This is a genomic window from Legionella pneumophila subsp. pneumophila str. Philadelphia 1, assembly GCF_000008485.1.
In the GTDB taxonomy this organism is placed as follows: domain Bacteria; phylum Pseudomonadota; class Gammaproteobacteria; order Legionellales; family Legionellaceae; genus Legionella; species Legionella pneumophila.
In genome coordinates this window covers 2,940,949-2,964,460 of sequence record NC_002942.5, presented here as the reverse complement: position 1 = coordinate 2,964,460, position 23,512 = coordinate 2,940,949, and the positions used below count along the sequence as shown (strand labels likewise).

Genomic DNA, 23,512 nt, shown 5'->3' with positions numbered 1-23,512 from the left:
TAAATATGAGTAAACATCCTATGACAGTTGAGGGTGCAGAAGCACTAAAAGCAGAGTTGCATCGCTTAAAGTTCGTGGATCGTCCACGCATTGTAGAAGCAATTGCAACTGCAAGAGCTCATGGTGATTTGAAAGAAAATGCGGAATATCACGCAGCTCGAGAACAACAGAGTTTTAATGAAGGGCGTATTCAAGAACTTGAAGCGAAGTTGTCTCATGCGCAAATAATTGATATCAGTAAATTACCTAACAATGGTAAAGTGATATTTGGTTCAACTGTTACAATTTGTCATGTAGCAACGGGCTCGGAATTAACCTATAAAATAGTTGGAGAGGATGAAGCTGATATCAAACTGAACAAGATTTCATACAGTTCTCCTATTGCTCGAGCTTTAATTGGCAAAGAGCTTGATGATGCGGTCACGGTAGAAACGCCTGGCGGTATGGTTGAATATGAAATCATCCAGGTGCAATATATTGTTGAGTGATTTCAGTTATTTTCTTTGATTTTTAGTGCAACTGTCATTAAAGACAGTTGCTACTCCAGGAAACCTAAAAGTATTTATGGCTGAAATACTTCTTGCTGAATACCCCCTACGACCCACTCTTTTCTGTTATCAAACTGGCGGAAATGCCATATTTCATCCAGGTTAGATATTTCACCGTTCTCTTTGATTGTTCCAGTGAATTGTACGCTGGCTATCATGGATAAGGATTGTTTGGACACATCAAGCAATTTTGCATCGAGGGAAATGACTTCCGTTTGGTTGGGGGCATCGCCTCGTTCGTCCAGTTGCATTTTAATTTCTGCAAATACTTCCGGTACTGTGAATGTTTGCAAATCCTGCAGATTTTTTTGGTCGTAAGCCGCTTGTAGACGTATAAAAGTTATCTTGGCATCACGAAGAAAATTGTCCGCGTCAAAGCTGGTTTCTTGTTGGGCAAAATGAGCTCCTCCACTATTTCGGTTTCCGTAGTTTTGCGTGAATTGTTCAAAAGAGTTTTGGCGGAATGCTCCGGATTGAGTTGCTTGAAACCCTGGGTTCATTTTCCTGCGTAAGAAGCTGATTATAAAGAAAATGACTGAACCAAGGATTAGCCAGGTGATTAACCCATTTGCCAAGCCATTGCCCATAAAGAGACTGGCCAATAGTCCTCCAACCAGGAGGCCGCCTAATACGCCACCCCATCTGCTTTTATTAGCTTTTTGTGTTAATGAAGACGTATTGTGTGTTTTATTGGATGAGAAAAGACTGCTTTGAGAGCGTTGAACCCCGAAGCTGCGCCCGCCTCCAAAGCGTTTAGCAGAGGCCTCATTGATAATTAAACCAAAAGACAATAGGGTTATCAGGAAACATGACAATAGAGTACGCATATTAATATCCTCTTTTTTAGAATCAGGCTTATTATATATGAACTCAAGTCAAGTTGCTTGTTTTCTTAAATTGAATCTGATTTGTTATTTTTGATTCGTCAATGAGAGGATGTTATTTCAGTATTCGGGATAGAATTTGTTTGATAAAAATTATCATAGCGCTCTGGCGAACAGGTACCTTATTTTAAAATGGTTTCTACTCTGTGAATAGAAAGCTAGCTTGTCATTTTATTCTTATTCGCATGATTTGTTTGCATTTAATTCACCTCTTGATATGATGCAAGAGGGTTAATTATAGGGATATATTTTATGAGTAAGTTAATTAATTTAGCTGTATTGTCTTTCTCTTCATCGCTGGCTTTTGCAGGTCCTTTGACTTTAAAAGGAGAGGTTGATGTTCACATTACGCCTAAAAATCCCAGTGGAGTTGCTCAAAGTTTAACATTTAAGTTGCCCAAGTATGAATTATCGACCGAAGCGAAATCTTATTTGCGTGAACAGCTGTCAGAATATCCTAAAAATAGTATAAACACAGCCAGTTTTTCTTCTGAGTTACCAAGAAAAGTTAAGTTGGGAATGCAGTTAACACCAGTATTGGATCAGGGATATCATGGTAGTTGTGTCACTTTCGCAGTAACTGCAGCCATAGATGCTGCCCTTGGGGCAGGGGATTACATTAGTCAATTGTGTAATCTGGAGTTAGGAAGTTATCTGGCGATACATGACAAAGCCAAAGCCAGCGGGTGGAATGGCTCTTTTGGTTACTGGGTTCTTCAACAGATTTCTGAATACGGTATTATCAGTCAGAATTATCAGAAATTGAATGGTTGCGCCGGTGTTAGAGAATATCCGTTAGAAGACGAAAATAATGAAGGGAAACCCATGTCTGACTCCGAGTTCCTGGCGCATAGCGTCCCGGTATCAAATTTAATTAGCTGGGAGGCTTTGTTAAAGGATGAGGAATCCTTTTCAGCTAAAGCGGATATGAATCAAATCGTCTATCAGATCAAGGAGGAGCTCGCGAAAGGTAACCGCTTGACTATCGGCATGTTATTGGATGTGTTTGTTGGGGATGCCGGAGCTGTAGGTACCAACCGTGCTTACAATGACACCTGGATGTTAACACCTGAAATTGTTTTGGATGCGATGAATGGAATGATCTATGCCGGGCACGAATTAGTGATCACTGGCTATGATGATGATCTTGAAGTGATGGATGAAGAAGGCCATGTTAACAAAGGCGTTTTCACCTTGCGTAATTCTTGGTCCAAATTTGCTGGAGATCAAGGAGATTATTACGTGACCTATGATTATGTCAAATTCCTGGCTATGGAAGTCATGGCAATTCGGATGAAAGAAAAAGCAGCTTAATGCTTGTAGTTATTAAGAAACCTCGGGTCGTTGTGCCTGAGGTTTCATAGATTCAAAATCAACAGGACCTACGAAAAACCTAATCACCCATCACGCCTTGACTATGGCAAGTAGTAAAATGGATTGGGAAGTTTAAATCCTTTTTTAGTATACCCCCCTTGGATATCACTGCATTGATCACCGATGCTGGCAATGATGGTGTATCCCTTTTTTGCTATCATTTCCCTTGCTTTTGATTTAAATGGGATAATCGAAGGGGAAGAATACCCATTAGGCCGTAGATAAAGTCCTGCCCATTTAGTATATCCTGCTTTAATTAAATTAGCGCGGGTTGCGTCGCGTTCGGATTCTTGCCTTCCGGTTACAAAAAATACTTTGATACCCTGTTTTAAGGCGTTTTTGTAAAGTGTCAGCATAGGCTTGATTGCCGGTGAATTGGCAGCAAGTATTTCTTTATGAATTTGCTCTTTGCTACCGGTAAAATCCCGTTTTACCATCTTATCATAGTTGGACAGGCTGGTTTCATCAATATCCAGTACTATGGCAAGTTTTTGTGGGTGTTTATTGTTTTTATTGATTAAATATTGTTGGTGTATATATTCTTGAGCTAACTTAATGGTTCGTTCTAATTCGTGATAATACAAGCCAGAGTCGTAATAGTTTTTAATTTCTTTTCTAATTAAACTAAGATTTGGCGGTTCTGCTTGGATTGGGGTGGAAAGAATCAATAGGAGACAAAGGCTTATTAGAATTTGGGGCAATTTATAGAATTGCTGTTTCATTGTTTACCTACATTTGTTAACAGAAGTATGTATTATAAAGCGATAAAATTGTTTGTCAATTGAGCATGTTGTCCTTAACGATGGCAGAAGAGAGCGATATGGATGTTCTGAAATAGTCAGGATTCACTTCCTACGATATACTAACCGATTATTATTTTATAATTCGCAGTTAAAATGCATTTGAAGCAATTAAAATTGGCTGGTTTTAAATCATTTGTTGATCCCACCACGGTTCATTTTCCCAGTCGTTTGGTCGCTGTTGTGGGCCCGAATGGATGTGGCAAGTCCAATATTATTGATGCTGTTCGCTGGGTTATGGGCGAAAGCTCTGCCAAAAATCTTCGTGGAGAGTCCATGACGGATATTATCTTTAACGGTTCTTCCAATCGCAAACCGGTAGGACAGGCGTCAGTAGAACTGGTATTTGATAATAGCCTGGGAAGACTGACTGGCCCTTTTGCCAGTTATGGTGAAATTGCTGTAAAGCGAATAGTCACTCGGGATGGAGAATCTTTTTATTATTTGAATGGAGCTCGATGCAGGCGAAAAGATATTACTGATATTTTTTTAGGCACAGGAGCAGGGGCACGAAGTTACTCAATTATTGGCCAAGGTACTGTATCTCGATTAATAGAAGCAAAACCCGAGGAATTAAGGGTCTATTTGGAGGAGGCGGCAGGAGTTTCAAAATACAAAGAGCGCCGCCGGGAAACTTTACAACGTATTGAACAAACAAGGGATAACCTGACGCGCGTCGCTGATATTAGAGAAGAATTGGGCAAATATTTACAACGTTTGGAGCGGCAGGCCAAAGCAGCAGAACGCTATACCATTTTAAAGGAAGAGGAAAAAATTTGCCGAGCTGAGATCCAGGCTCTTAAATGGCAGGAATACTCAGAAAAACAAACGGTAAAACAGCGAGAATTACAAGAGTTAGCAATCCGCAATGAGCAGCAACAAAGTTTATTAACTAGTTGTTACAAGGAGCGGGCAGTTTTAAATGAACAATTACAAGATGCCATTGATCAATCCCAATCAATTCAGGATTCTCTCTATCATTCAGGAACTGACATAGCTCGTCTTGAAGAAGCCATTCAGCAACAAGAAAGAGAAAAAAAGCGTTTGGAAAATGACAGGCAGCAAATGCAGGTTGACTCTCAACTCATTGAAGAGCAACTTAAGCTGGATAATGAAGAATTGCACAATTGCAAGCTTAAGGCTCAACAATTAGAGGAGCATTTGCATCATTTAAAAATGGAATTCAAAGAACAGGAATCTCTATGGCAAGAAAAACAAAAGGAACAATCGCAATGGGAGAAAATTTGGCAAGAGGTGCAAATTAATTCCAATACCATTAAAAATGAATACCAACTCACTCAAGCCAAACTACAACATTTAGAGCAGAAGCGCCATCAAGTCCTGGTAAGGCTGGAAAAACTGAACTTGGAACAATCAGCTATCTCGCTTGACGATTTGCAAAAAAATAAAATTGAATTGCAAGAAAAGCATTTCCAATTGAAAGAAACACAGGAGTTTGATGAGGAACAGCTTAGGCAAGCGAATGAGACTCAATCGGATTTGCAGAATCAATTACAAAATACCGAGCAACAACTGCATACATTGCAAGATGAATTTCATCGTTTAAACACTGAGCTTGCTGCATTAAAAGCTGCTCAAATTGCGGCAAAAAAGGAAAATCGGCCTAATAAGGACGGAATTGCGGAATGGTCAGATAAGCCAAGATTAATGGATGTTTTAAAGGTTGAACCCCAATGGCAATCTTCTTGTGAAATCGTATTAGGAGATGATCTAATCGCTTATGTATTGGATGATTTTGCTGAGCTATGGTCTCGGTGGCAGTTTTGTGAAGATCATAAAGAGAACGTGGTGACGATGAGAGCTCTCAATGGGGAAAAGCAGGAGCGCCCAAGGTTAGCTGATAAAATTCAAGGCTTGGTTCCCTCAACAGTAAACCATCTTGAACACATTTATGCCGCAGACAGTCTTGAAGAGGCAAAGACCTGGTTTCCTGATTTATTGGCTCATGAATCTATTGTAACCGTCAATGGTATTTGGCTAGGCAAGGGGTGGATTAAATTACCTCGCCAAAAAGAGCAAGATGAGGTGGGCGTTCTTGCCAGACAGCAAAGGATTATCGAGTTGAATTTAAGTGTGGAATCTTTACAACAAAAAATTGAATCCATCCGTTTAGCAAGAGATAGTTATCAAGCGCGGCTACAGGAAAATTTAAATTTTATCAAACTGCATCAATTAAATTTAAATACCAGTAATGAGGCGCTACGCAATCATATCATTGCGGTAAATAGTCAGGAACAAGCTATTTTTCACGCTGAAAAACAGAAAGATGCTATCACGAACGAGATAATAGAGTTGGAGTCGTCGCTGGAAGAGCTAAACGCTGAACAATTGGAAATGGCTGATAAAATCAGAGAACTGGAAGGTCAATACCAGGCTTCTGAGTTGCAATTCAAGCGATTTATAAATGAAAAAGACACATGGAACAGTGTTCTCGTTGAACAAAATAAACAAGTAGAGAGTGTCCGTGCTTTGCTGCATCAAAGTGAGTTGGAATATGATAGAGAAGTCACCAAGATACAGCAAATAACCGATAGGATAAGTAGAGAAAAAGAGCGTTTGCAACGTGCACAGATGCGTTTAGAAGAGTTAACTCAACATTATTTACAGTCAGTAGCGCCAGAAGCCGAGTTTAAAAATCAATTGGCAGCATTATTGATAAAACATGGTGAAATCGAATTGATGTTGACTTTGAGCCGAGAAAAAGTATCTCAGCTTAAGTTGCAACTTGAAGACCAAGAGAAATTAATTTTAAACTATGATCAGGAAGTAAAACGGATTCAGGAACTCATGAATCAAATCCAAATGGAAAAACAAGCCCTATCCGTTCGTGCCAGTTCAATTCAAGAAACTCTTGATGAGGCTAATTTACAAGCCCAGTCTTTATTAGAGCGAATTCCATCCGGAGTCACGCAAAGTATAAAAGAAGACGAGTTGATAGCGATTTTGGAGAAAATTAAAAGGCTAGGCGCTATAAACCTGGCCGCCATCGAAGAATTTGCTGCCGAACAGCAGCGCAAAGTGTTCCTGGATGAGCAATATAATGATTTGAGCCAAGCTTTATCTACTTTGGAAACTGCAATTGAAAAAATGGATAATGAAACGAAATCGCGTCTTGAAAATACGTTTGATGAAGTGAACACCTCTTTTAAAGCGCTTTTTCCAAGATTATTTGGCGGTGGTCGGGCACAGCTCGAATTAACTTGTGATAATCTGTTAGAAGCAGGGATTGTAGTAATGGCGCAGCCGCCTGGAAAACGTAATAGTTCTATTCATCTATTATCTGGTGGTGAAAAGGCAATGACTGCTGTGGCTTTGGTGTTTGCAATTTTTCAGCTAAATCCTTCACCATTTTGTATGTTAGATGAAGTAGATGCGCCTTTAGATGACTTAAATGTAAGTCGGTTTTGCGATTTAGTAAAAGAGATGTCACAATTCATACAATTCCTGTTTATTACTCATAATAAGGTAACTATGGAATTGGCTGAACATTTAGTTGGGGTGACCATGCGTGAGCCGGGAGTGTCTCGTTTGGTTGCGGTTGATGTGAAACAAGCTTTGACTATGGAGTAAACTTATGCAGGCAAATTGGAGCTTAATTCTTAATGTCCTGTTGTTAATTGGCGTTCTAGTGGCTATTGGCCGTTTAATGAAGACTAGAAGACAGAGCTTAAATCAAGAACACTATCAACCTTCTCTTGGCCAAGTAGAAAATAACTCCTATGGCTCTCAATCATATAATGATGAAATTATCGCTGTGCGGAAGGTCAATAGGGAGGTTCCTTTGGATTTTGAAAATTTTGATGGTTCTGAAAAGCGACAAGCAATAAGGAAGCCCTCTGTAAAAACAGAACAACCTCAGTTGATTCCCGAGGAAGAAGAGTGCGAATTAAATGAAAGAACAGAACCTAATAGTGACTGTTCTTCTTCCACCGCCATGGTGTTTTTGTTGGCCAAGGAAAATCGACAATTTGCCGGTTATGAATTATTGCAAACTGTTTTGGCTGCTGGTTTGAGATTTGGAGAGAGGCACTTGTTTCATAGACATCAATTCACGAATGGACAAGGTCCAGTGCTTTGCAGTTTAGCTGCAGCTACAGCAACCGGTGTTTTTGATTTACAGAATATCGGTGCTTTCAGTGTAAGAGGATTATGTCTGTTCATGCAAATATCAAATAATCCTGAGATTAATGCAGAACGGTTTTCTGTTATGTTAGATACTGCAAAACAATTAAGTGAGGGTCTCGACGCTTATTTGCTGGATGACCAGCGCAAACCTCTAACGGAGGAGCGTATCGCACGATATCATCGATACTTGAAAATTGAGCATTTGATGGATGATTGTGTAACAAACTAATGCCCATAGGCTAGAATCATTGCACTATCTAGCGGTTATATTTTCAGGATAGGGCTTCGCACCAGGCGAAGCTCATTATCTACTCTGTTAATGGTTAATGTCTGATAACTTATGAATCGGATTGTAATAAACTTAAAATTCTTGACTTTTTAGTTATATTCTTATCTATCTATTCTCAAACCATCTTGAACTGTGAGCCTGAGTGTTAGTACACTAGTCTTTTCGACATCACAAAATACTATGAACCTAATTACTATTGCGTCACTTCTTTCTCAGTCTTGCCAGATTAATGCCGACATTACTGGTGTTAGTATAGATACCCGCACATTAAAGCCAGGAAATTTATTTTTTGCGATAGTGGGGGAACGCTTTGATGGTCATGATTTTATTAAAGAAGCCGAGGCTAAAGGCGCTTCAGCTGCTGTAGTTAATCGATCGATTGACGGTGTTCATATTCCTCAATTCGTGGTTGCCAGTCCTTTAATGGCTTTGGCCAAAATTGCTGCGGCACATCGACAGGAAATGAGTTGCCCTATTATTGCTTTAACAGGGTCAAATGGAAAAACCACTGTCAAAGAGATGATAGCGACTATTTTACCGCAGCCATCACATGCTACGAAAGGCAATTTAAATAATCACATAGGGGTTCCTTTAAGCATGTTAGCTTTAAATAAGCAGCACCGCTATGCTGTTTTTGAGTTGGGAGCCAATCATCCCGGAGAAATAGCACATACGGTAGGGATAGTGCAGCCTGATGTGTCTTTAATTAATAATATTGCCCCGGCACATGTCGAAGGCTTTGGATCAATAGACGGAGTCGCTCGTTCCAAAGGTGAAATCCATCAAGGCTTATCCCCGACTGGTGTTGCTATAGTCAATGATGATGATGCCTACGCTCACTTTTGGGATGATTTGATTGCTGATAAAAAAATATTACGTTTTTCCTCACTTCATCCTGCAGATATTTACGCCCAGGATATACGCTTGGATACCCATGGGCGAGCTCATTTTACATTGGTTTTACCTAATAGCAGAGTGGAGATTGAGTTACAAGTACCAGGTTTGCACAATGTCCGAAATGCTTTGGCTGCCGCAGCTTGTTGTTATGCTGTAGGAATATCAGGCAATGACATTCAAAGAGGACTGGCTCATTTTGGTGGTGTAAAAGGTCGGATGACGATGTTGTCAGGGCAAAATCAATCAACAGTTATTGATGATACATACAATGCTAATTTACGCTCTGTCTTAACAGCCCTGGAAGTTTTATCTGGGCGCCCAGGAAGAAAAATTTTTGTATTCGGTGATATGGGAGAGTTGGGTGAATGGACGACACAACATCACAGAGAAGTTGGCGTAGCGGCTCGCCAGCTGGGAATAGATAAGTTGATGAGTTGCGGTTTACATAGTGAACTGGCATCCCAGGCGTTTGGTGAGGGAGGTCAGCATTTTTGCAGTCAAGAAGAGTTGATTGAAGTGGTAAAAAATGATTTAACACCTGATACCACGGTATTGGTAAAAGGATCCAGGTCCAGTGCTATGGAAAATGTTGTGCACCGGTTGGTTCAGGTAGAGGGCTAACCTCTTCATTGAATCGACAGGAATGTGGTATGCTTGGCCACTTTTTTGCCCCATTAAAGGAATCATGCTCAATAAAAGTCATTGAGCATAATTTTAAGAACAAGAGGAATAATTATGCTCTATTGGTTAACGCAGTTATTGCAGGGACAATATCATGCGTTTAGAGTTTTTCAATATTTGACATTCAGGTCTATTTTAGCCTCATTAACTGCCCTTATAGTGGGTTTGTTATGTGGCCCATTAATGATCCGCTGGTTAAGAGGGCTGCAAATAGGTCAAATGGTTAGGAGTGATGGCCCCCAAACCCATTTATCAAAGGCGGGAACTCCCACTATGGGGGGCGTTTTGATTTTATTGGCTATCACTGTGAGTTGCTTGCTCTGGTGCGATTTAAGACAAACAAGCCTGTGGCTGGTGCTCTTGGTTACCTTGGCTAATGGTTTGGTTGGTTGGGTTGATGATTATCGCAAGTTGGTATTAAAAAATAGCAAAGGATTACCTGGTCGTTGGAAATATTTTTGGCAGTCAGTCATTGCTTTAGTTGCTGTCTCTTATTTGTATTGGAATGCCAGTTTGCCAGTACATACTCAGCTCACAGTTCCTTTTTTTAAAACGGTCACTTGGGATCTGGGCGTTTTTTTTCCTGTACTTGCCTATTTCGTCATTGTTGGAAGCAGTAATGCAGTGAATTTAACTGATGGGCTGGATGGCTTGGCTATTATGCCAATAGTAATGGTGGCTGGTGCCTTGGGTGTGTTTGCCTATGCATCGAGTAACGCCGTATACTCTAATTATTTAGGAATTCCTTATGTGCCCAATACTGGTGAGCTAACGATTTTTTGTTCTTCTATTGTTGGTGCCGGCCTGGGTTTTCTTTGGTATAACAGTTATCCTGCCCAAGTTTTCATGGGCGATGTGGGCTCTTTGGCGTTAGGAGCAGCTTTAGGGATAGTTGCGGTTGTAGTTAGACAAGAACTTGTTTTGCTCATTATGGGTGGATTATTTGTAATTGAGACGCTTTCTGTCATATTACAAGTGGGTTATTTTAAATATTCAGGCGGAAAAAGATTATTCAGGATGGCCCCATTACATCACCATTTTGAATTAAAGGGGTGGTCAGAGCCCAAAGTGATAGTAAGGTTTTGGATTATTACGGTTGTATTTGTGTTATGCGGATTGGCTACTTTAAAACTTCGATAGACAAGGTGCATTCATGAATCATTCCTTATATTTGGTAGCAGGGCTGGGTAAGACGGGACTCTCTATAGCAAGATACCTGAAGAGAAATAATAAATCGTTTGTTGTTTTTGATACACGTAAAGAGGCGCCTGGATTAGCTGAATTCCAAAATGAATTTCCTGATGTGCCAATTTACCTGCAACAGACTCCTGATGAAGTAATCAGCCAGGTGACGGATGTTATCACTAGCCCCGGTTTGGCACTGGATACGCCTGTTTTAGAGAGAGCGCGTCAAGCGGGCGCATCAATTTATGGAGACATAGAATGCCTGGCCAGAGAGATTAGCGCCCCTGTCATTGCCATAACGGGAACTAATGGTAAATCCACTGTAACGACTTTGGTGGGAGAAATGGCTAAGGCGGCCGGGTTTCGCGTAGCTGTAGCCGGAAATATCGGCACTCCTGTCTTAGATATGTTGGATGATGAACATCACTACGATTTGTGGGTATTGGAGTTATCCAGTTTTCAATTGGATTTAACTTATTCTTTGTCGCCAGTGGTTGCGACGATTCTTAATGTAACGCCTGATCATTTGGACAGGCATCACACTATGGAAGCCTATACGCAAGCAAAACAAAGGATTTATCGTGGTGCCAAGGCTGTTTTATTTAATCGTGAAGACGTCTACACTGTTCCTCACCAATCCTGTCAAGCAGATATAAAATGCATCTCTTTTGGCAAAGACGCGCCTTCAATGGGAAATTGGGGGCTGATTGAACAAGAGAATACTACTTATTTGGCGAAAGGAATGGAGCGTCTTTTGCCAGTGGAATCGATTTTAATAAAAGGGGTGCATAATTGGATGAATGCGCTTGCTGCTTGTGCTTTAGCCGAAGCAGCGGGAATTTCTATGCAACACATTCTTAATGTTTTAAAAACCTTCCCTGGACTGCCACATCGATGCCAGTGGGTAAGAGAAGTAGATGGAGTAGGTTGGATTAATGATTCGAAAGGAACAAATATTGGTGCTACAATCTCTGCTATTAATGGAATAGGAGGTTCTATGCAAGGGAAAATTGTTCTTATTGCGGGTGGACAGGGAAAAGGGGCGGATTTCCAAGAATTAGCCCAGCCAGTTTCAGAATTTGTTCGTTCCATTGTTTTGATTGGTGAAGATGCTGACAAGATTGAATCGGCTTTAGCCAAAGTAGTTCCTGTCGTGCGTGCTTCTTCTCTGGAGGGCGCTGTGACTATTGCCAAGACATGTGCGAAACCTGGTGATGTCGTTTTATTATCTCCAGCTTGTGCCAGTTTGGATATGTTCCGTGATTTTAATCATAGGGGCGATGTGTTTACATCTTCAGTGCGCGGATTGTGAACACGATGCGACCGAGACATTTAAATCAAAGAGGCAAACCCGTTAGCAGGCCGATATCACTTTATGATAAATGGCTGATAGGGGCAGTTTTTGGTTTGCTGATAATTGGTTTGATGATGGTGGCATCAAGCTCGGTTATGATTTCAACAAAGTACTTTCATCAACCTTTTCATTTTCTTATTCGCCAGGCTTGTTATTTATTTGTGGGACTCTTGCTGGCCTTAATTGTGGTGCGTACAGACAGCAGTTTCTGGGAAAAAATAAGCATGCCCATGATGATTGGTTGCGTGTTTTTATTGCTCATTGTTTTAATCCCGGGTATTGGTAAATCAGTGAATGGCAGTCGACGTTGGTTAGCTTTAGGTCCGATTGGTGTGCAAGTCTCAGAATTAACGAAACTTGCAATGATATTCTATCTTTCCGGGTATTTGGTTCGCCAGCAAGAGGCGGTTTGTGAAAGCATTTTTGGATTCATTAAGCCCATGGCAATACTGGCTGTTGTTTCAGTTTTATTACTGCTCGAACCAGATTTTGGAGCGACAGTTGTCATTTCTGGTACAGTAATGGCTATGTTATTTTTAGCTGGAGTTAAATTAAGATACTATTTTGGTTTAATGCTGGTTGTAGTGACAGCACTTGCTCTGTTGGCGGTATCTTCCCCCTATAGGGTTGCTCGCTTAACAGCCTTTTTGGATCCGTGGGCAGATCAATACAATAGTGGTTATCAATTGACTCAGTCATTGATTGCTTTCGGACGAGGTGGATGGTTTGGTACCGGATTAGGTGAAAGCATACAGAAATTACTCTATTTACCTGAGGCACATACTGATTTTTTATTTGCTGTGATTGCTGAAGAATTAGGGTTATTTGGAATTTTAGTTGTCATCACATTGTATAGTATACTGGTTATTAGAGGATTAAACATAGGATATACCGCCTATACTCAAGAAAGGCATTTTGCATCCTATACAGCCTATGGTTTGACTATTTGGTTAGCTTTACAGGCTTCTATTAATATGGGTGTTAATGCCGGACTGTTACCAACCAAAGGGCTAACTCTGCCTTTACTCAGTTATGGTGGGGCCAGTATGGTAATTAATTGTATCGTTATTGCACTATTATTGCGCATAGATCATGAAAATCGTTGGCAGTCTCTTGGGTTGAGACCGCTAACGGCTTAAGGGGGAATATTGAATAACTCAGAGCAATTTTTATCTCCGCGCATGGGGCGTGTAGAGCAAATTCATTTTGTTGGCATTGGTGGTGCTGGTATGTGTGGTATTGCCGAAGTATTGCATAACCAGGGCTACCGTATTACTGGTTCGGATCTCGGAGAAAGTGGCACGGTACAACGCTTAAGGTCATTAGGTATTCAAGTCTATATCGGTCACAGGCTGGAAAACATTAAAGGCGCTGATGTTGTAGTAAGGTCTTCGGCCGTTGATTTTAATAATCCTGAAATTGTGGCTGCTCGTGAGTTAATGATTCCAGTTATTCCTAGAGCAGCTATGCTTGCTGAGCTAATGCGATTTAGGCATGGTATAGCAATTGCCGGCACTCATGGCAAAACGACAACAACGAGCTTGGTCAGTAGTTTGCTTGCTGAAGGTGGTTTGGATCCCAGTTTTGTTATTGGCGGAAAGCTGAATAGTTGTGGTGCGAATGCTCAGCTTGGAAAGTCAGCTTATTTTGTTGTAGAGGCTGATGAGAGCGACGCCTCGTTTTTGTTTTTGAAGCCTATGATGGCGGTAGTGACTAATATTGATGCTGATCACATGGATACTTATGAAGGTGATTTTGAAAAATTAAGAACAACATTTTTGGAATTTTTGCATCATTTGCCTTTTTATGGATTAGCAGTAGTTTGTTTGGAAGATGAAGAAATTTGCCGTATCCTCCCGGCTATTCAAAGACCAACCTTAACTTATGGGTTTAAAGAAGAGGCTCATTATCGGGCAATTAATTGGACTCAAAAGGGCATGCTGAGTGAGTTTGTGGTCGTTCGACCTGCACCACATAAACAACTGACTATACAATTTCAGTATCCAGGCCGTCACAATGTATTAAATGCATTAGCTTCTATAGCAATTGCCACTGAGTTGGGAGTTGATGACGATTCCATTGTTCGTGGCTTACAAAAATTCCAAGGGGTGGGACGCCGCTTTCAAATGCTTGGTGAAAAACAGTTCGAAAAAGGCGCGGCGATTATTGTGGATGATTATGGACATCATCCACAGGAAATTTTATCCACAATTGATGCTTTTAGACGTGTTTGGCCCGAGAGACGTTTGGTTCATGTCTTTCAACCCCATCGTTATACCAGAACACAGTCCTTGCATAGACAATTTGTCGATGTTTTAAGTTTATCGGATGAGCTGTTATTGATGGATATCTATGCAGCGGGAGAAACAGCTATTCCAGGCGTTACCAGTGAAAATCTGGCCAATGAAATACGATCCAGGGATAAACGAGTGACCATAGTGAGCGAGCAATCGTTGAAAGCCACCTTAGATGAATTTATTAAAGATGGTGACGTTATTTTGATGCAGGGAGCTGGAAGTATCGGCCAAATAGCAGTGAACCTGATGAAAAACATGTGAGAATGAACATGAGCATAACGGGAATGGACAGCAGTCATGTAACAGAGTCTCAGGGCACTTTGCTTTTCAATGAGCCTTTGGCTGAGTATACTACCTGGCGAGTTGGTGGCCCTGCAGCGAGGCTTTATAAACCAGCAAATATAGATGATTTGGCTTTGTTTTTAAGTCGATTGCCTTTTGATGAGCCATTATTATGGTTAGGTTTAGGCTCTAATTCTCTAATTCGCGATGGCGGTTTTTCCGGTACCGTGATTCTCACTCAGGGCTGTTTAAAAGAAATGACCCTATTGAGCGATAACTGTATTCGGGTTGAGGCAGGGGTATCCTGTGCCAGTATGGCTCGTTTTTCTGCGCGTAATAATCTGTCAGGAGGAGAGTTTTGGGCTGGTATCCCCGGTACCATGGGTGGTGCTCTGCGAATGAATGCCGGTTGTCATGGAGGTGAAACCTGGCAGTCGGTTATTGAAGTACAAACGATAAATCGTCGAGGTGAAATCAGAACCCGTAAACCGGAAGAATTTGAAGTGGCTTATCGACATGTTGCTGGCTTGGGAGATGAATGGTTTATTTCCGCAAAGCTTCAGCTATCACCAGGTAATAAAGAGACATCCTTGCAATTAATTAAGGATTTATTGGCTCATAGAGCCAAGACCCAACCAACTAATGAATATAATTGTGGGTCGGTATTTAGAAACCCTCCTGGAGATTTTGCAGCGCGACTTATTGAATCTTGTGGCCTCAAGGGGGTAAGCATTGGTGGGGCAGTTGTTTCTGAAAAACATGCCAATTTTATTATCAATCATCAAGGTACTGCCACGGCAGCTAATATTGAAGCCTTGATTCATTTGGTGCAAACTAAAGTTCGAGAGCAAACATCTATAGAGTTGATACGCGAAGTACATATCATTGGAGACGCTAATGTCCAAACCCGTTAATTTGGTTTTACTTTATGGTGGAAAATCAGGCGAGCATGAAGTGTCATTGGTTTCTGCCGCATCGGTTCTAAAACACCTGGATTCCGAGAAATATCATATTATACCCATTGCAATGGATAAAAGTGGTCGATTTCATCGTCATGATTATAATGATTTGCTCGCCTGTTCTGATAAATTACCTGTTGTTACTGAAAAATCAACCCCATTGGAAGGCTTATTAATTAATGGACGTCTGGCAGTTGATGCTAAAATTGTTTTTCCAGTGGTTCATGGCCCTTTATATGAGGATGGATGTTTACAAGGTTTACTTGAGTTAGCCGGTGTCGCCTATGTAGGATGTGACGTATTGTCTTCTGCAATCGGAATGGACAAAGACATGGCGAGGCGACTCGCATGTATTAATGGGCTCAAATCAGCAAGATATAAATTATTATCATGGCATGCCAATGCGTCTGAAAGACAACAATTTTGTCATGAAGTCGCCTCGGAGTTTGGTTGGCCTCTGTTCGTTAAGCCATGCTCACTAGGTTCCAGTGTGGGAATTCACAAAGCAAATAATATGGATGAGCTAAACGCAGCAGTTGCTGATGCATTACGCTATGATGAAGAAATTCTGGTTGAAGAATTTATTGTCGGAAGGGAAATTGAACTGGCAGTGTTGGAGAACAGTATCCCCTGTGGGAAACCAAGAGTAAGTATGGTGGGTGAGATAAAAGTAAACCACCCTGACGGTTATTATTCTTATACTGCGAAATATTTGGAAAGCAGTCAAACGGATTTGATTATTCCAGCTCAATTAAATAATAGTCTGGAAGAACAATTAAAACAGGCTGCAGCGAATATTTTTAGTTATCTTAAATGTAAAGGCATGGCCAGGGTAGATTTTTTTGTAAATGATAAGACAGAAGAAATTTACTTTAATGAAATAAATACATTACCTGGATTTACCTCCATAAGTATGTACCCCAAATTGTGGCAGGCAACTGGTATAGCTTATCCTGATTTACTTGATGAATTGATTAATCTAGCAATGGTTCATCATAACTGTCGTCAACATTTGGTGACAAATTACTTGTGAAGGGAACACTAAATTATGGAAGTGAACTCTGTCGGCTTGCGTTATTTAACGATAATGGGTTTGTTAATTCTTAGTGCTTTGCTGCTAGCGGGTCGCTTAGGCTATTTATATCTTGCTGATGCAGAGCGTTTTCCAATTACAACGATCAAAGTTGCAGCGACGTATGAACATATAACACATAAAGAATTGGAGAATGTGTTAGCTAAATATCTGGATGCCAGTTTCTTTTTATTATCAGTAAAAGGATTGCAAAGTGAATTGAATTCAATGAGTTGGATTGATACTGCCTATGTAGAAAGAGTTTGGCCAGATACATTGAAAATTAAACTCACTGAAAAAAAGCCTGTAGCGATTTGGGGTGATGCTCTAATGACAAGGGATGGAAAGTTGTTCAATCAGGGTTCTGTTCCATCTGATTTGGATATTCCCAAATTAAAGGGTCCGCAATCTCAGCAATTAGAAGTCTTACAAGTTTATGAAAAATTGAGTAAGATATTATCATCATACGGTTTAAATGCTTCAGGCTTGTATTTAAGAGATAATCAATCCTGGGTGTTGCTGCTTAATCATAGTGTAAAAATATACTTGGGAAAGAAAGAGTTAGAAGAGCGGTTGCTGCGTTTTTGTAAAGCATACCCTGCTGTTTTTGCTGAAAAAGCAGATCAGTTGGCTGGCGTGGACCTGCGTTATCCACGTGGCATGGCAGTGCAGTGGAAACAACAAATGGGACGATAATGGCTAAAAAAATAGAAAAAAATATTATCACAGGGTTGGATATTGGAACTTCAAAAATTATTGCATTAATTGGTGAAGTAACATCAGATGGAACGATAGAAATTATAGGTATTGGCCGTCATCCCTCTCGCGGATTAAAGCGAGGAGTTGTAGTTGATATAGAAACCACAGTCAATTCAATCCAACGTGCTGTACAAGAAGCCGAATTAATGGCTGGTTGTGAGGTGAGGACTGTTTACGCAGGCATTGCTGGCAGCCATATACGTAGCCTTAATTCCCATGGTATTGTGGCCATCCGTGATCAGGAAGTATCTCAAGCCGATGTGGAAAGGGTTATCGATGCAGCAAAGGCCGTGGCAATCCCTGCTGATCAAAAAATACTTCATATATTACCGCAAGAATTTATCATTGATCATCAAGGCAGTATTCGTGAACCGATAGGTATGGCTGGTGTAAGGCTGGAATCTCGGGTTCATATTGTTACTGGTTCTGTCAGTGCTGCCCAAAATATTGTGAAGTGTGTCAGGCGCTGTGGTTTGGATGTGATTGATATTATTCTGGAGCAATTAGCTTCAAGCCATGCTGTTCTTACTGAGGATGAAAAAGAGCTTGGGGTTTGTTTAATTGACATAGGTGGCGGCACTACTGACATTGCGATATTTTGTGAGGGAGCTATCCAGCATACCTCAGTCATACCGATTGCAGGCGATCAAGTGACAAATGATATTGCAATGGCCTTGCGTACGCCAACCAAGGCGGCAGAAGCAATTAAGGTCAATCATGCTTGTGCATTACCAGAATTAGCCAATCCAAACCAAATGTTAGAAGTTACCAGTGTCAATGATAGACCTGGGCGAAAAATCTCGGCCAAAGCTTTGGCAGATGTCGTTTCAGCTCGATATGAGGAACTATTTTCACTGGTACGTAATGAATTACGCCGAAGCGGGTTTGAAGACCGTTTGGCTGCTGGTATTGTTCTAACAGGTGGAGCTTCCAATGTAAGAGGAGCAATTGAGTTGGCCGAACTTTGTTTTGAAATGCCAGTCAGAAAAGGATGTGCGCATTATGTCTCCGGTTTGACAGAAGCGACAGAAAATCCTTCGTTTGCAACAGGGGTTGGTTTACTGCTTCATGGCTTTCAACAGCAATATGAAAGTGGCTATAATGTGCCAGCAATGAATGATAATGGTAAAAGCATTTGGTCACGCATGAAAGAATGGTTTCAAGGAAATTTTTAGCTTTTCATGTAAAAACACTGATATGATGCTTAAAAATGTTCCTGGTATGGATAGAAATTGAGATATGGGGTTGCATGATATTTTGCATGACAACAAATGCAGATTTTTGTCTTGTAAAGTGTCAAATGCGATAAGTTCAAAACTGTTTAATTTATTTAATAAGAAAAAAGCAGCACATTAGGGGAGACAGGGTTATGTTTGAATTAATGGAAAGCAGCCAGCAAGAAAATAATGCTGTCATCAAGGTTGTAGGTGTTGGTGGTGGCGGTGGTAACGCTGTCGAACATATGGTCGCTGAAAATATTGATGGTGTGGAATTTATTTGTGCGAATACCGATGCACAAGCTTTAAGAGGTTCCAGTGCCAAAATACACATTCAATTGGGTGATGCATTGACCAAGGGCTTGGGGGCAGGTGCTAATCCACAAATTGGAAGAGAAGCAGCAGAAGAAGACAGAGAGCACATTAAAGAGATTCTTAGTGGTGCAGATATGGTCTTTATTACAGCCGGAATGGGCGGAGGAACAGGGACAGGAGCTGCGCCTGTTTTTGCTGAAATTGCTAAGGAATTAGGTATTTTAACGGTCGCTGTGGTAACTAAACCATTTTCTTTTGAAGGAAAACAAAGGGCGCTTGCTGCTGAGGAAGGTATTCGACGCTTGGCTGAGCACGTGGATTCGTTAATTACTATTCCTAATAATAAATTATTAAGTGTTTTAGGAAAAAATATTAGTTTGCTCAATGCGTTCAAAGCTGCAAATAATGTGTTGCTTGGTGCTGTGAAAGGTATTTCTGATTTAATTACCCGCCCTGGTTTGATCAACGTTGATTTTGCGGATGTGCGTACGGTGATGTCAGAAATGGGAATGGCCATGATGGGAACAGGAAGCGCAGTTGGTGAGCAAAGGGCACGTCAAGCGGCCGAAGCAGCGATTGCATCTCCTTTATTGGAGGATGTGAATTTCTCCGGCGCTCGCGGAATCTTAGTGAATATCACCGCAGGCCTTGATATGTCTATTGGTGAATTTGAAGAAGTGGGTGACGTGGTTAAAGAATTCATTTCTGATGATGCCACTGTAGTTGTTGGAACTGTTATTGATCCTGAAATGACTGACGAGATGAGAGTAACTGTGATTGTGACTGGTTTAGGTGATAATAGACAGCGTCAGCAACAGCCACAACAACCTCTTAGAGCACGCCTGGTTGAAACGACAAGAAGCGATGGGTCTCTTGATTATCAACAATTGGAGAGACCGGCGGTGATTCGTAAGCAGGCTCAGACTGGTACTGCAACAACAGCTACAAAGCAAACTAATAATGGTAATGAGAGTGTTCCTGATGTGGATTACCTGGACATACCGGCGTTTTTACGTAGGCAAGAAGAAGCATAGAAGCATTTTTAACGGGATATCTTGAGAGAGGATGTGTTTGAAAACAAGGATGTATTTGATGGATACAAACGTTCTTTCTTGAGTATCTCATGAATTGATTCGTGTGGTTATTTTTTGCAATTTTTGTATTTGGTTTCCAAAACCGCATTAATTGAAATTAAAAAAATTAGACTAATCAATAAATTGTTGCTAAGATCTTAAGGTTTTTGCGTGCAAAATAAATATAAGAGAGAAAGGTGAGCACTGAATGATAAAACAAAGAACTCCTAAAAAGGTAATCCAGGCTACTGGTGTTGGATTACATTCCGGTGAGAAAGTGCTTTTAACCTTAAGACCAGCTCCTGTAAACACAGGTATCGTTTTTAGACGCGTCGATTTGTCACCAGTTGTCGAAATACCTGCCTCCTACGAATACGTCGGAGATACCATGCTTTGCACCACCCTTCATCATGGCAAGGTGAAAATTGCAACGGTGGAGCATTTATTATCCGCCCTGGCCGGGTTAGGAATTGATAACGCCTATATAGATGTCAATGCCCCAGAGATTCCAATTATGGATGGAAGTGCCGCCCCATTTGTATTTTTAATTCAATCAGCGGGTATAAGAGAGCAAAATGCAGCAAAAAGATATATCCGAATTCTTAAACCTATACGAGTCGAAGAAAATGGAAAGTATGTTCAGTTCCTTCCTCATAAAGGATATAAAATAACATTTACCATAGGTTTTGAGCACCCGGTTTTTAATGATAGACCACAAACAGTAAGCTTTGATTTTTCTGGAACATCGTATGTCAAAGAAGTTTGTAGGGCGAGAACTTTTGGTTTTCTTTCAGATTATGAAAAATTGAGAGAGTGCGACCTGGCAAAAGGCGGTAGTCTAGATAATGCTATTGTAGTAGATGATTATCGTGTCCTTAATGAAGATGGTCTCCGCTTCGAATCAGAATTTGTTACTCATAAAGTATTAGATGCTATCGGTGATCTTTATTTATTGGGTTCCAGTTTAATTGGCGCATTTGAAGGATATAAATCTGGTCACGAATTAAACAACAGATTGTTGCGTGAATTAATGGTAAGGCAGGATGCTTGGGAATATACCTATTTTGATACAGAAAATTATCTGCCCGCGGTTCACCCTGAATATTATCCTGTTGAAGCCTGACAGAAATACATCATATCCACGTAGTGAGAATATTCATTTTCACTATTATCATTTTATAGGCATTATCTATACTAAATATAATGGCCTAAGCAGTTTCCTTCTTTAGAAATTTATATAAAGCTCAAATTAAGGGGAATATCAGGATGAAATTTAAGATTGCAACTTGTATTGTTACGATGTTATCCAGTTTTATAGTATTTTCTTCCAACTCCAATTTTTCCGATAATAATACAAACGATCTTCTTCATCTTGACTGGCGTGATACCAGTGTGTCACCAGCTGTGGATTTTTATACCTATGCCAATGGCAATTGGAAAAAGAATAACCCAATACCCGCTGATTATGCTTCCTGGGGAAGTTTTTATGTTGTAAATGAGAAAGTACAAAATATTATTCATCAGATGTTAATCAATGCATCCAAGAATACTCATGCTAAACCTGGAAGTATTGAGCAGAAAGTGGGGGATTTTTATTTTAGCGGTATGGATGTTGATAGCATTGATAAGTCAGGTATCACGCCTCTAAAACCAGAATTCACTAAAATAGAAGAAATTAAGAATCTCAAAGATTTACAGGCTGAAATTGCCCATCTGCACAAAATAGGTGTAGGGCCTTTGTTTAATTTTGGCAGCATGCAAGATTTTAAGGACAGCACTTCCATGATAGGTGCTGTTATGCAAGGGGGATTGGGACTCCCAGACAGAGATTATTATCTTAAAAAAGAAGCTAAATTTAAACAGGTAAGAGAAGCTTATGTTAACCATCTTACTAAAATGTTTGGGCTATTGGGTGACAGTCCTGAAATGGCGGCAAAAGAAGCTAAAATTGTAATGGATATTGAAACTCAATTGGCTAAAGCGTCCATGTCACAAGTGGAGCAACGAGATCCACACGCCATTTATCATATGATGACCATTACTGAATTGGATAAATTGACACCTAATTTTTCCTGGTCTCAATACTTGAGCGCTAGAGGTCAGGGCAAAATTAAAAAAATCAATTTTGCTATGCCTGATTTCTTCAAAGCGATGAATGAATTATTACAGTCAGTTAGTTTGGATGAATGGAAAATTTATCTGCGTTGGCATTTAATAGATGCATTCGCTCCTTATTTATCCAAACCGTTTGTCGATCAGAATTTTAAGATGGTTTCTGCATTAACTGGTACACAAAAACTATTACCAAGGTGGAAAAGAGTAGTTAACACTGAAAACGGTGCATTGGGATTTGCAATCGGAGAATTGTATGTAGAGAAATATTTTTCTCCTGAATCCAAACAAAAGGTCTTGGATATACTAAAAAATATCAGAGCAGTATTACAAGAAGATATAAAAACTTTAAGCTGGATGTCACCCAAGACTCGTGATGCGGCATTGAAAAAGCTAGATTTAATGGAAGAACGAGTTGGTTATCCCACCAAATGGTGGGATTATTCCAGCTTGAAAATAGATCGCGGCCCCTACGTATTGAATGTTATCAGAGCAAACGAATTCTTGATCAATCGAGATCTCGACAAAATTGGTAAACCTGTAGATAGAAGTGAATGGGCGATGACACCTCAAACGATCAACGCGTATTATGATCCTTCAATGAATAACCTCAATATACCCGCAGGTATATTACAATCTCCCTTTTTTGATCCAAAGGCTCCGACTGCCATAAATTATGGAGCAATAGGGTATGTTATAGGTCATGAAATGACGCATGGATTTGATGATCAAGGTGCTCAATTTGATGGTTATGGAAATTTGAAAAATTGGTGGGCGCCAAATGATTTATCAAAATTCAAAAATGCGACACAATGCATTGCTGATCAATTCTCAAAATATGTAGTAGATGGCGATCTGCATGTACAGGGACAATTGGTTGTTGGCGAAGCAACTGCAGATCTGGGCGGAATGATCTTGGCATATAAAGCGTTTCAGCGTTCAAAAGAGTACAAGAATGCTAAAACGATAGAAGGAATTACCCCTGATCAACAATTTTTCTTAGGAACAGCTCATGTTTGGGCTATGAATGTCAGGCCGGAGCAACTTCGTAATCAAGTGACAACAGATCCACATCCGCCTGCTGTATACAGAGTCAATGGTAGCTTGGCAAATATGCCTCAATTTCAAGAGGCATTTAATATTCCAAATGGTAGCCCTATGATAAGTAAGAATCGTTGCATCATATGGTAAAGTGAGTTGATTTGCAGTGATTCCGGGTACCTTATAAAAACGCGCAATGACAGCCGAATGGATTACAGATTTAGGGA

At 40.4% G+C, this 23,512-nt stretch carries 18 protein-coding genes; 16 read left to right on the top strand and 2 right to left on the bottom strand.

Annotated elements, in window-relative coordinates; genetic code table 11:
* Positions 1–5 precede the first annotated feature (5 nt).
* Entirely contained in the window at positions 6–488 is a 483-nt protein-coding gene (gene greA / locus LPG_RS13245) for a transcription elongation factor GreA (protein ID WP_010948324.1), read from the top strand.
* 74 nt (positions 489–562) lie between these two features.
* Here the strand turns inward: greA and LPG_RS13240 are convergent, their stop codons facing one another.
* Positions 563–1,375: a Tim44 domain-containing protein gene (locus LPG_RS13240; RefSeq protein ID WP_010948323.1), complete on the bottom strand. Its 813-nt coding sequence runs from the start codon at positions 1,373–1,375 to the stop codon at positions 563–565.
* A 309-nt stretch (positions 1,376–1,684) separates the two neighbouring features.
* On the opposite strand from LPG_RS13240, the gene LPG_RS13235 reads away from it, so the two are divergent.
* Complete coding sequence (locus tag LPG_RS13235) at positions 1,685–2,746, top strand: C1 family peptidase (protein ID WP_010948322.1); 1,062 nt, start codon at positions 1,685–1,687, stop codon at positions 2,744–2,746.
* 101 nt (positions 2,747–2,847) lie between these two features.
* Here LPG_RS13235 and LPG_RS13230 read toward each other — a convergent pair whose 3' ends face one another.
* Positions 2,848–3,528 carry an HAD family acid phosphatase gene (locus LPG_RS13230; protein ID WP_010948321.1) on the bottom strand — a complete coding sequence of 227 codons (681 nt, stop codon included), beginning with the start codon at positions 3,526–3,528 and terminating at the stop codon, positions 2,848–2,850.
* A 174-nt stretch (positions 3,529–3,702) separates the two neighbouring features.
* Here LPG_RS13230 and smc point away from each other — a divergent pair, with 174 nt between their 5' ends.
* The 14 genes from smc to LPG_RS13160 all read left to right on the top strand — a co-directional run bounded on the left by smc (position 3,703) and on the right by LPG_RS13160 (position 23,435).
* Entirely contained in the window at positions 3,703–7,197 is a 3,495-nt protein-coding gene (gene smc, locus LPG_RS13225; RefSeq protein ID WP_010948320.1) for a chromosome segregation protein SMC, read from the top strand.
* A 4-nt stretch (positions 7,198–7,201) separates the two neighbouring features.
* Complete coding sequence (locus LPG_RS13220; protein ID WP_010948319.1) at positions 7,202–7,981, top strand: cell division protein ZipA C-terminal FtsZ-binding domain-containing protein; 780 nt, start codon at positions 7,202–7,204, stop codon at positions 7,979–7,981.
* Positions 7,982–8,221: 240 nt separating this feature from the next.
* Positions 8,222–9,559, top strand: a complete 1,338-nt coding sequence (locus LPG_RS13215; RefSeq protein WP_015443995.1) for a UDP-N-acetylmuramoyl-tripeptide--D-alanyl-D-alanine ligase — start codon at positions 8,222–8,224, stop codon at positions 9,557–9,559.
* Positions 9,560–9,673: 114 nt separating this feature from the next.
* Complete coding sequence (gene mraY, locus LPG_RS13210) at positions 9,674–10,759, top strand: phospho-N-acetylmuramoyl-pentapeptide-transferase (protein ID WP_014842671.1); 1,086 nt, start codon at positions 9,674–9,676, stop codon at positions 10,757–10,759.
* A gap of 13 nt (positions 10,760–10,772) precedes the next feature.
* Positions 10,773–12,116 carry a UDP-N-acetylmuramoyl-L-alanine--D-glutamate ligase gene (murD, locus tag LPG_RS13205; RefSeq protein ID WP_010948316.1) on the top strand — a complete coding sequence of 448 codons (1,344 nt, stop codon included), beginning with the start codon at positions 10,773–10,775 and terminating at the stop codon, positions 12,114–12,116.
* A 5-nt stretch (positions 12,117–12,121) separates the two neighbouring features.
* The gene (gene ftsW, locus LPG_RS13200; RefSeq protein ID WP_011216490.1) at positions 12,122–13,297 is read left to right on the top strand and encodes a putative lipid II flippase FtsW; all 1,176 of its coding nucleotides are present in this window, start codon (positions 12,122–12,124) and stop codon (positions 13,295–13,297) included.
* 9 nt (positions 13,298–13,306) lie between these two features.
* Positions 13,307–14,716, top strand: a complete 1,410-nt coding sequence (gene murC, locus LPG_RS13195) for a UDP-N-acetylmuramate--L-alanine ligase (protein WP_010948314.1) — start codon at positions 13,307–13,309, stop codon at positions 14,714–14,716.
* Positions 14,717–14,724: 8 nt separating this feature from the next.
* Positions 14,725–15,651, top strand: a complete 927-nt coding sequence (gene murB / locus LPG_RS13190) for a UDP-N-acetylmuramate dehydrogenase (protein WP_016357031.1) — start codon at positions 14,725–14,727, stop codon at positions 15,649–15,651.
* Positions 15,635–16,729, top strand: coding sequence for a D-alanine--D-alanine ligase family protein (locus LPG_RS13185; RefSeq protein WP_015443998.1), 1,095 nt, complete (start codon positions 15,635–15,637; stop codon positions 16,727–16,729). Before murB ends, LPG_RS13185 begins: the two co-directional genes overlap by 17 nt.
* Positions 16,730–16,744: 15 nt before the next feature.
* Positions 16,745–17,464 (top strand): cell division protein FtsQ/DivIB, encoded by a 720-nt coding sequence (locus tag LPG_RS13180; RefSeq protein ID WP_010948311.1) that lies wholly within the window; start codon positions 16,745–16,747, stop codon positions 17,462–17,464.
* Entirely contained in the window at positions 17,464–18,702 is a 1,239-nt protein-coding gene (ftsA, locus tag LPG_RS13175) for a cell division protein FtsA (RefSeq protein WP_011216485.1), read from the top strand. The genes LPG_RS13180 and ftsA overlap by 1 nt, the downstream gene beginning before the upstream one ends.
* Positions 18,703–18,896: 194 nt before the next feature.
* A complete protein-coding gene (gene ftsZ, locus LPG_RS13170; protein WP_010948309.1) occupies positions 18,897–20,093 on the top strand; it encodes a cell division protein FtsZ in 1,197 nt (398 codons plus the stop codon).
* A 247-nt stretch (positions 20,094–20,340) separates the two neighbouring features.
* Positions 20,341–21,255, top strand: a complete 915-nt coding sequence (lpxC, locus tag LPG_RS13165; protein ID WP_010948308.1) for a UDP-3-O-acyl-N-acetylglucosamine deacetylase — start codon at positions 20,341–20,343, stop codon at positions 21,253–21,255.
* A 143-nt stretch (positions 21,256–21,398) separates the two neighbouring features.
* A complete protein-coding gene (locus LPG_RS13160; protein WP_010948307.1) occupies positions 21,399–23,435 on the top strand; it encodes a M13 family metallopeptidase in 2,037 nt (678 codons plus the stop codon).
* The last annotated feature ends 77 nt before the right edge of the window (positions 23,436–23,512 follow it).

What these genes read in the sequence shown, in the direction of transcription:
- LPG_RS13235 (WP_010948322.1), top strand. Translation starts at nt 1,685, where the DNA reads ATGAGTAAGTTAATTAATTTAGCTGTATTGTCTTTCTCTTCATCGCTG.
- ftsA (WP_011216485.1), top strand. Translation starts at nt 17,464, where the DNA reads ATGGCTAAAAAAATAGAAAAAAATATTATCACAGGGTTGGATATTGGA.
- LPG_RS13185 (WP_015443998.1), top strand. Translation starts at nt 15,635, where the DNA reads ATGTCCAAACCCGTTAATTTGGTTTTACTTTATGGTGGAAAATCAGGC.
- ftsZ (WP_010948309.1), top strand. Translation starts at nt 18,897, where the DNA reads ATGTTTGAATTAATGGAAAGCAGCCAGCAAGAAAATAATGCTGTCATC.
- murD (WP_010948316.1), top strand. Translation starts at nt 10,773, where the DNA reads ATGAATCATTCCTTATATTTGGTAGCAGGGCTGGGTAAGACGGGACTC.
- LPG_RS13180 (WP_010948311.1), top strand. Translation starts at nt 16,745, where the DNA reads ATGGAAGTGAACTCTGTCGGCTTGCGTTATTTAACGATAATGGGTTTG.
- murB (WP_016357031.1), top strand. Translation starts at nt 14,725, where the DNA reads ATGAGCATAACGGGAATGGACAGCAGTCATGTAACAGAGTCTCAGGGC.
- LPG_RS13160 (WP_010948307.1), top strand. Translation starts at nt 21,399, where the DNA reads ATGAAATTTAAGATTGCAACTTGTATTGTTACGATGTTATCCAGTTTT.
- LPG_RS13230 (WP_010948321.1), bottom strand. Translation starts at nt 3,528, where the DNA reads ATGAAACAGCAATTCTATAAATTGCCCCAAATTCTAATAAGCCTTTGT.
- mraY (WP_014842671.1), top strand. Translation starts at nt 9,674, where the DNA reads ATGCTCTATTGGTTAACGCAGTTATTGCAGGGACAATATCATGCGTTT.
- LPG_RS13215 (WP_015443995.1), top strand. Translation starts at nt 8,222, where the DNA reads ATGAACCTAATTACTATTGCGTCACTTCTTTCTCAGTCTTGCCAGATT.
- lpxC (WP_010948308.1), top strand. Translation starts at nt 20,341, where the DNA reads ATGATAAAACAAAGAACTCCTAAAAAGGTAATCCAGGCTACTGGTGTT.
- LPG_RS13240 (WP_010948323.1), bottom strand. Translation starts at nt 1,375, where the DNA reads ATGCGTACTCTATTGTCATGTTTCCTGATAACCCTATTGTCTTTTGGT.
- greA (WP_010948324.1), top strand. Translation starts at nt 6, where the DNA reads ATGAGTAAACATCCTATGACAGTTGAGGGTGCAGAAGCACTAAAAGCA.
- LPG_RS13220 (WP_010948319.1), top strand. Translation starts at nt 7,202, where the DNA reads ATGCAGGCAAATTGGAGCTTAATTCTTAATGTCCTGTTGTTAATTGGC.
- smc (WP_010948320.1), top strand. Translation starts at nt 3,703, where the DNA reads ATGCATTTGAAGCAATTAAAATTGGCTGGTTTTAAATCATTTGTTGAT.
- ftsW (WP_011216490.1), top strand. Translation starts at nt 12,122, where the DNA reads ATGCGACCGAGACATTTAAATCAAAGAGGCAAACCCGTTAGCAGGCCG.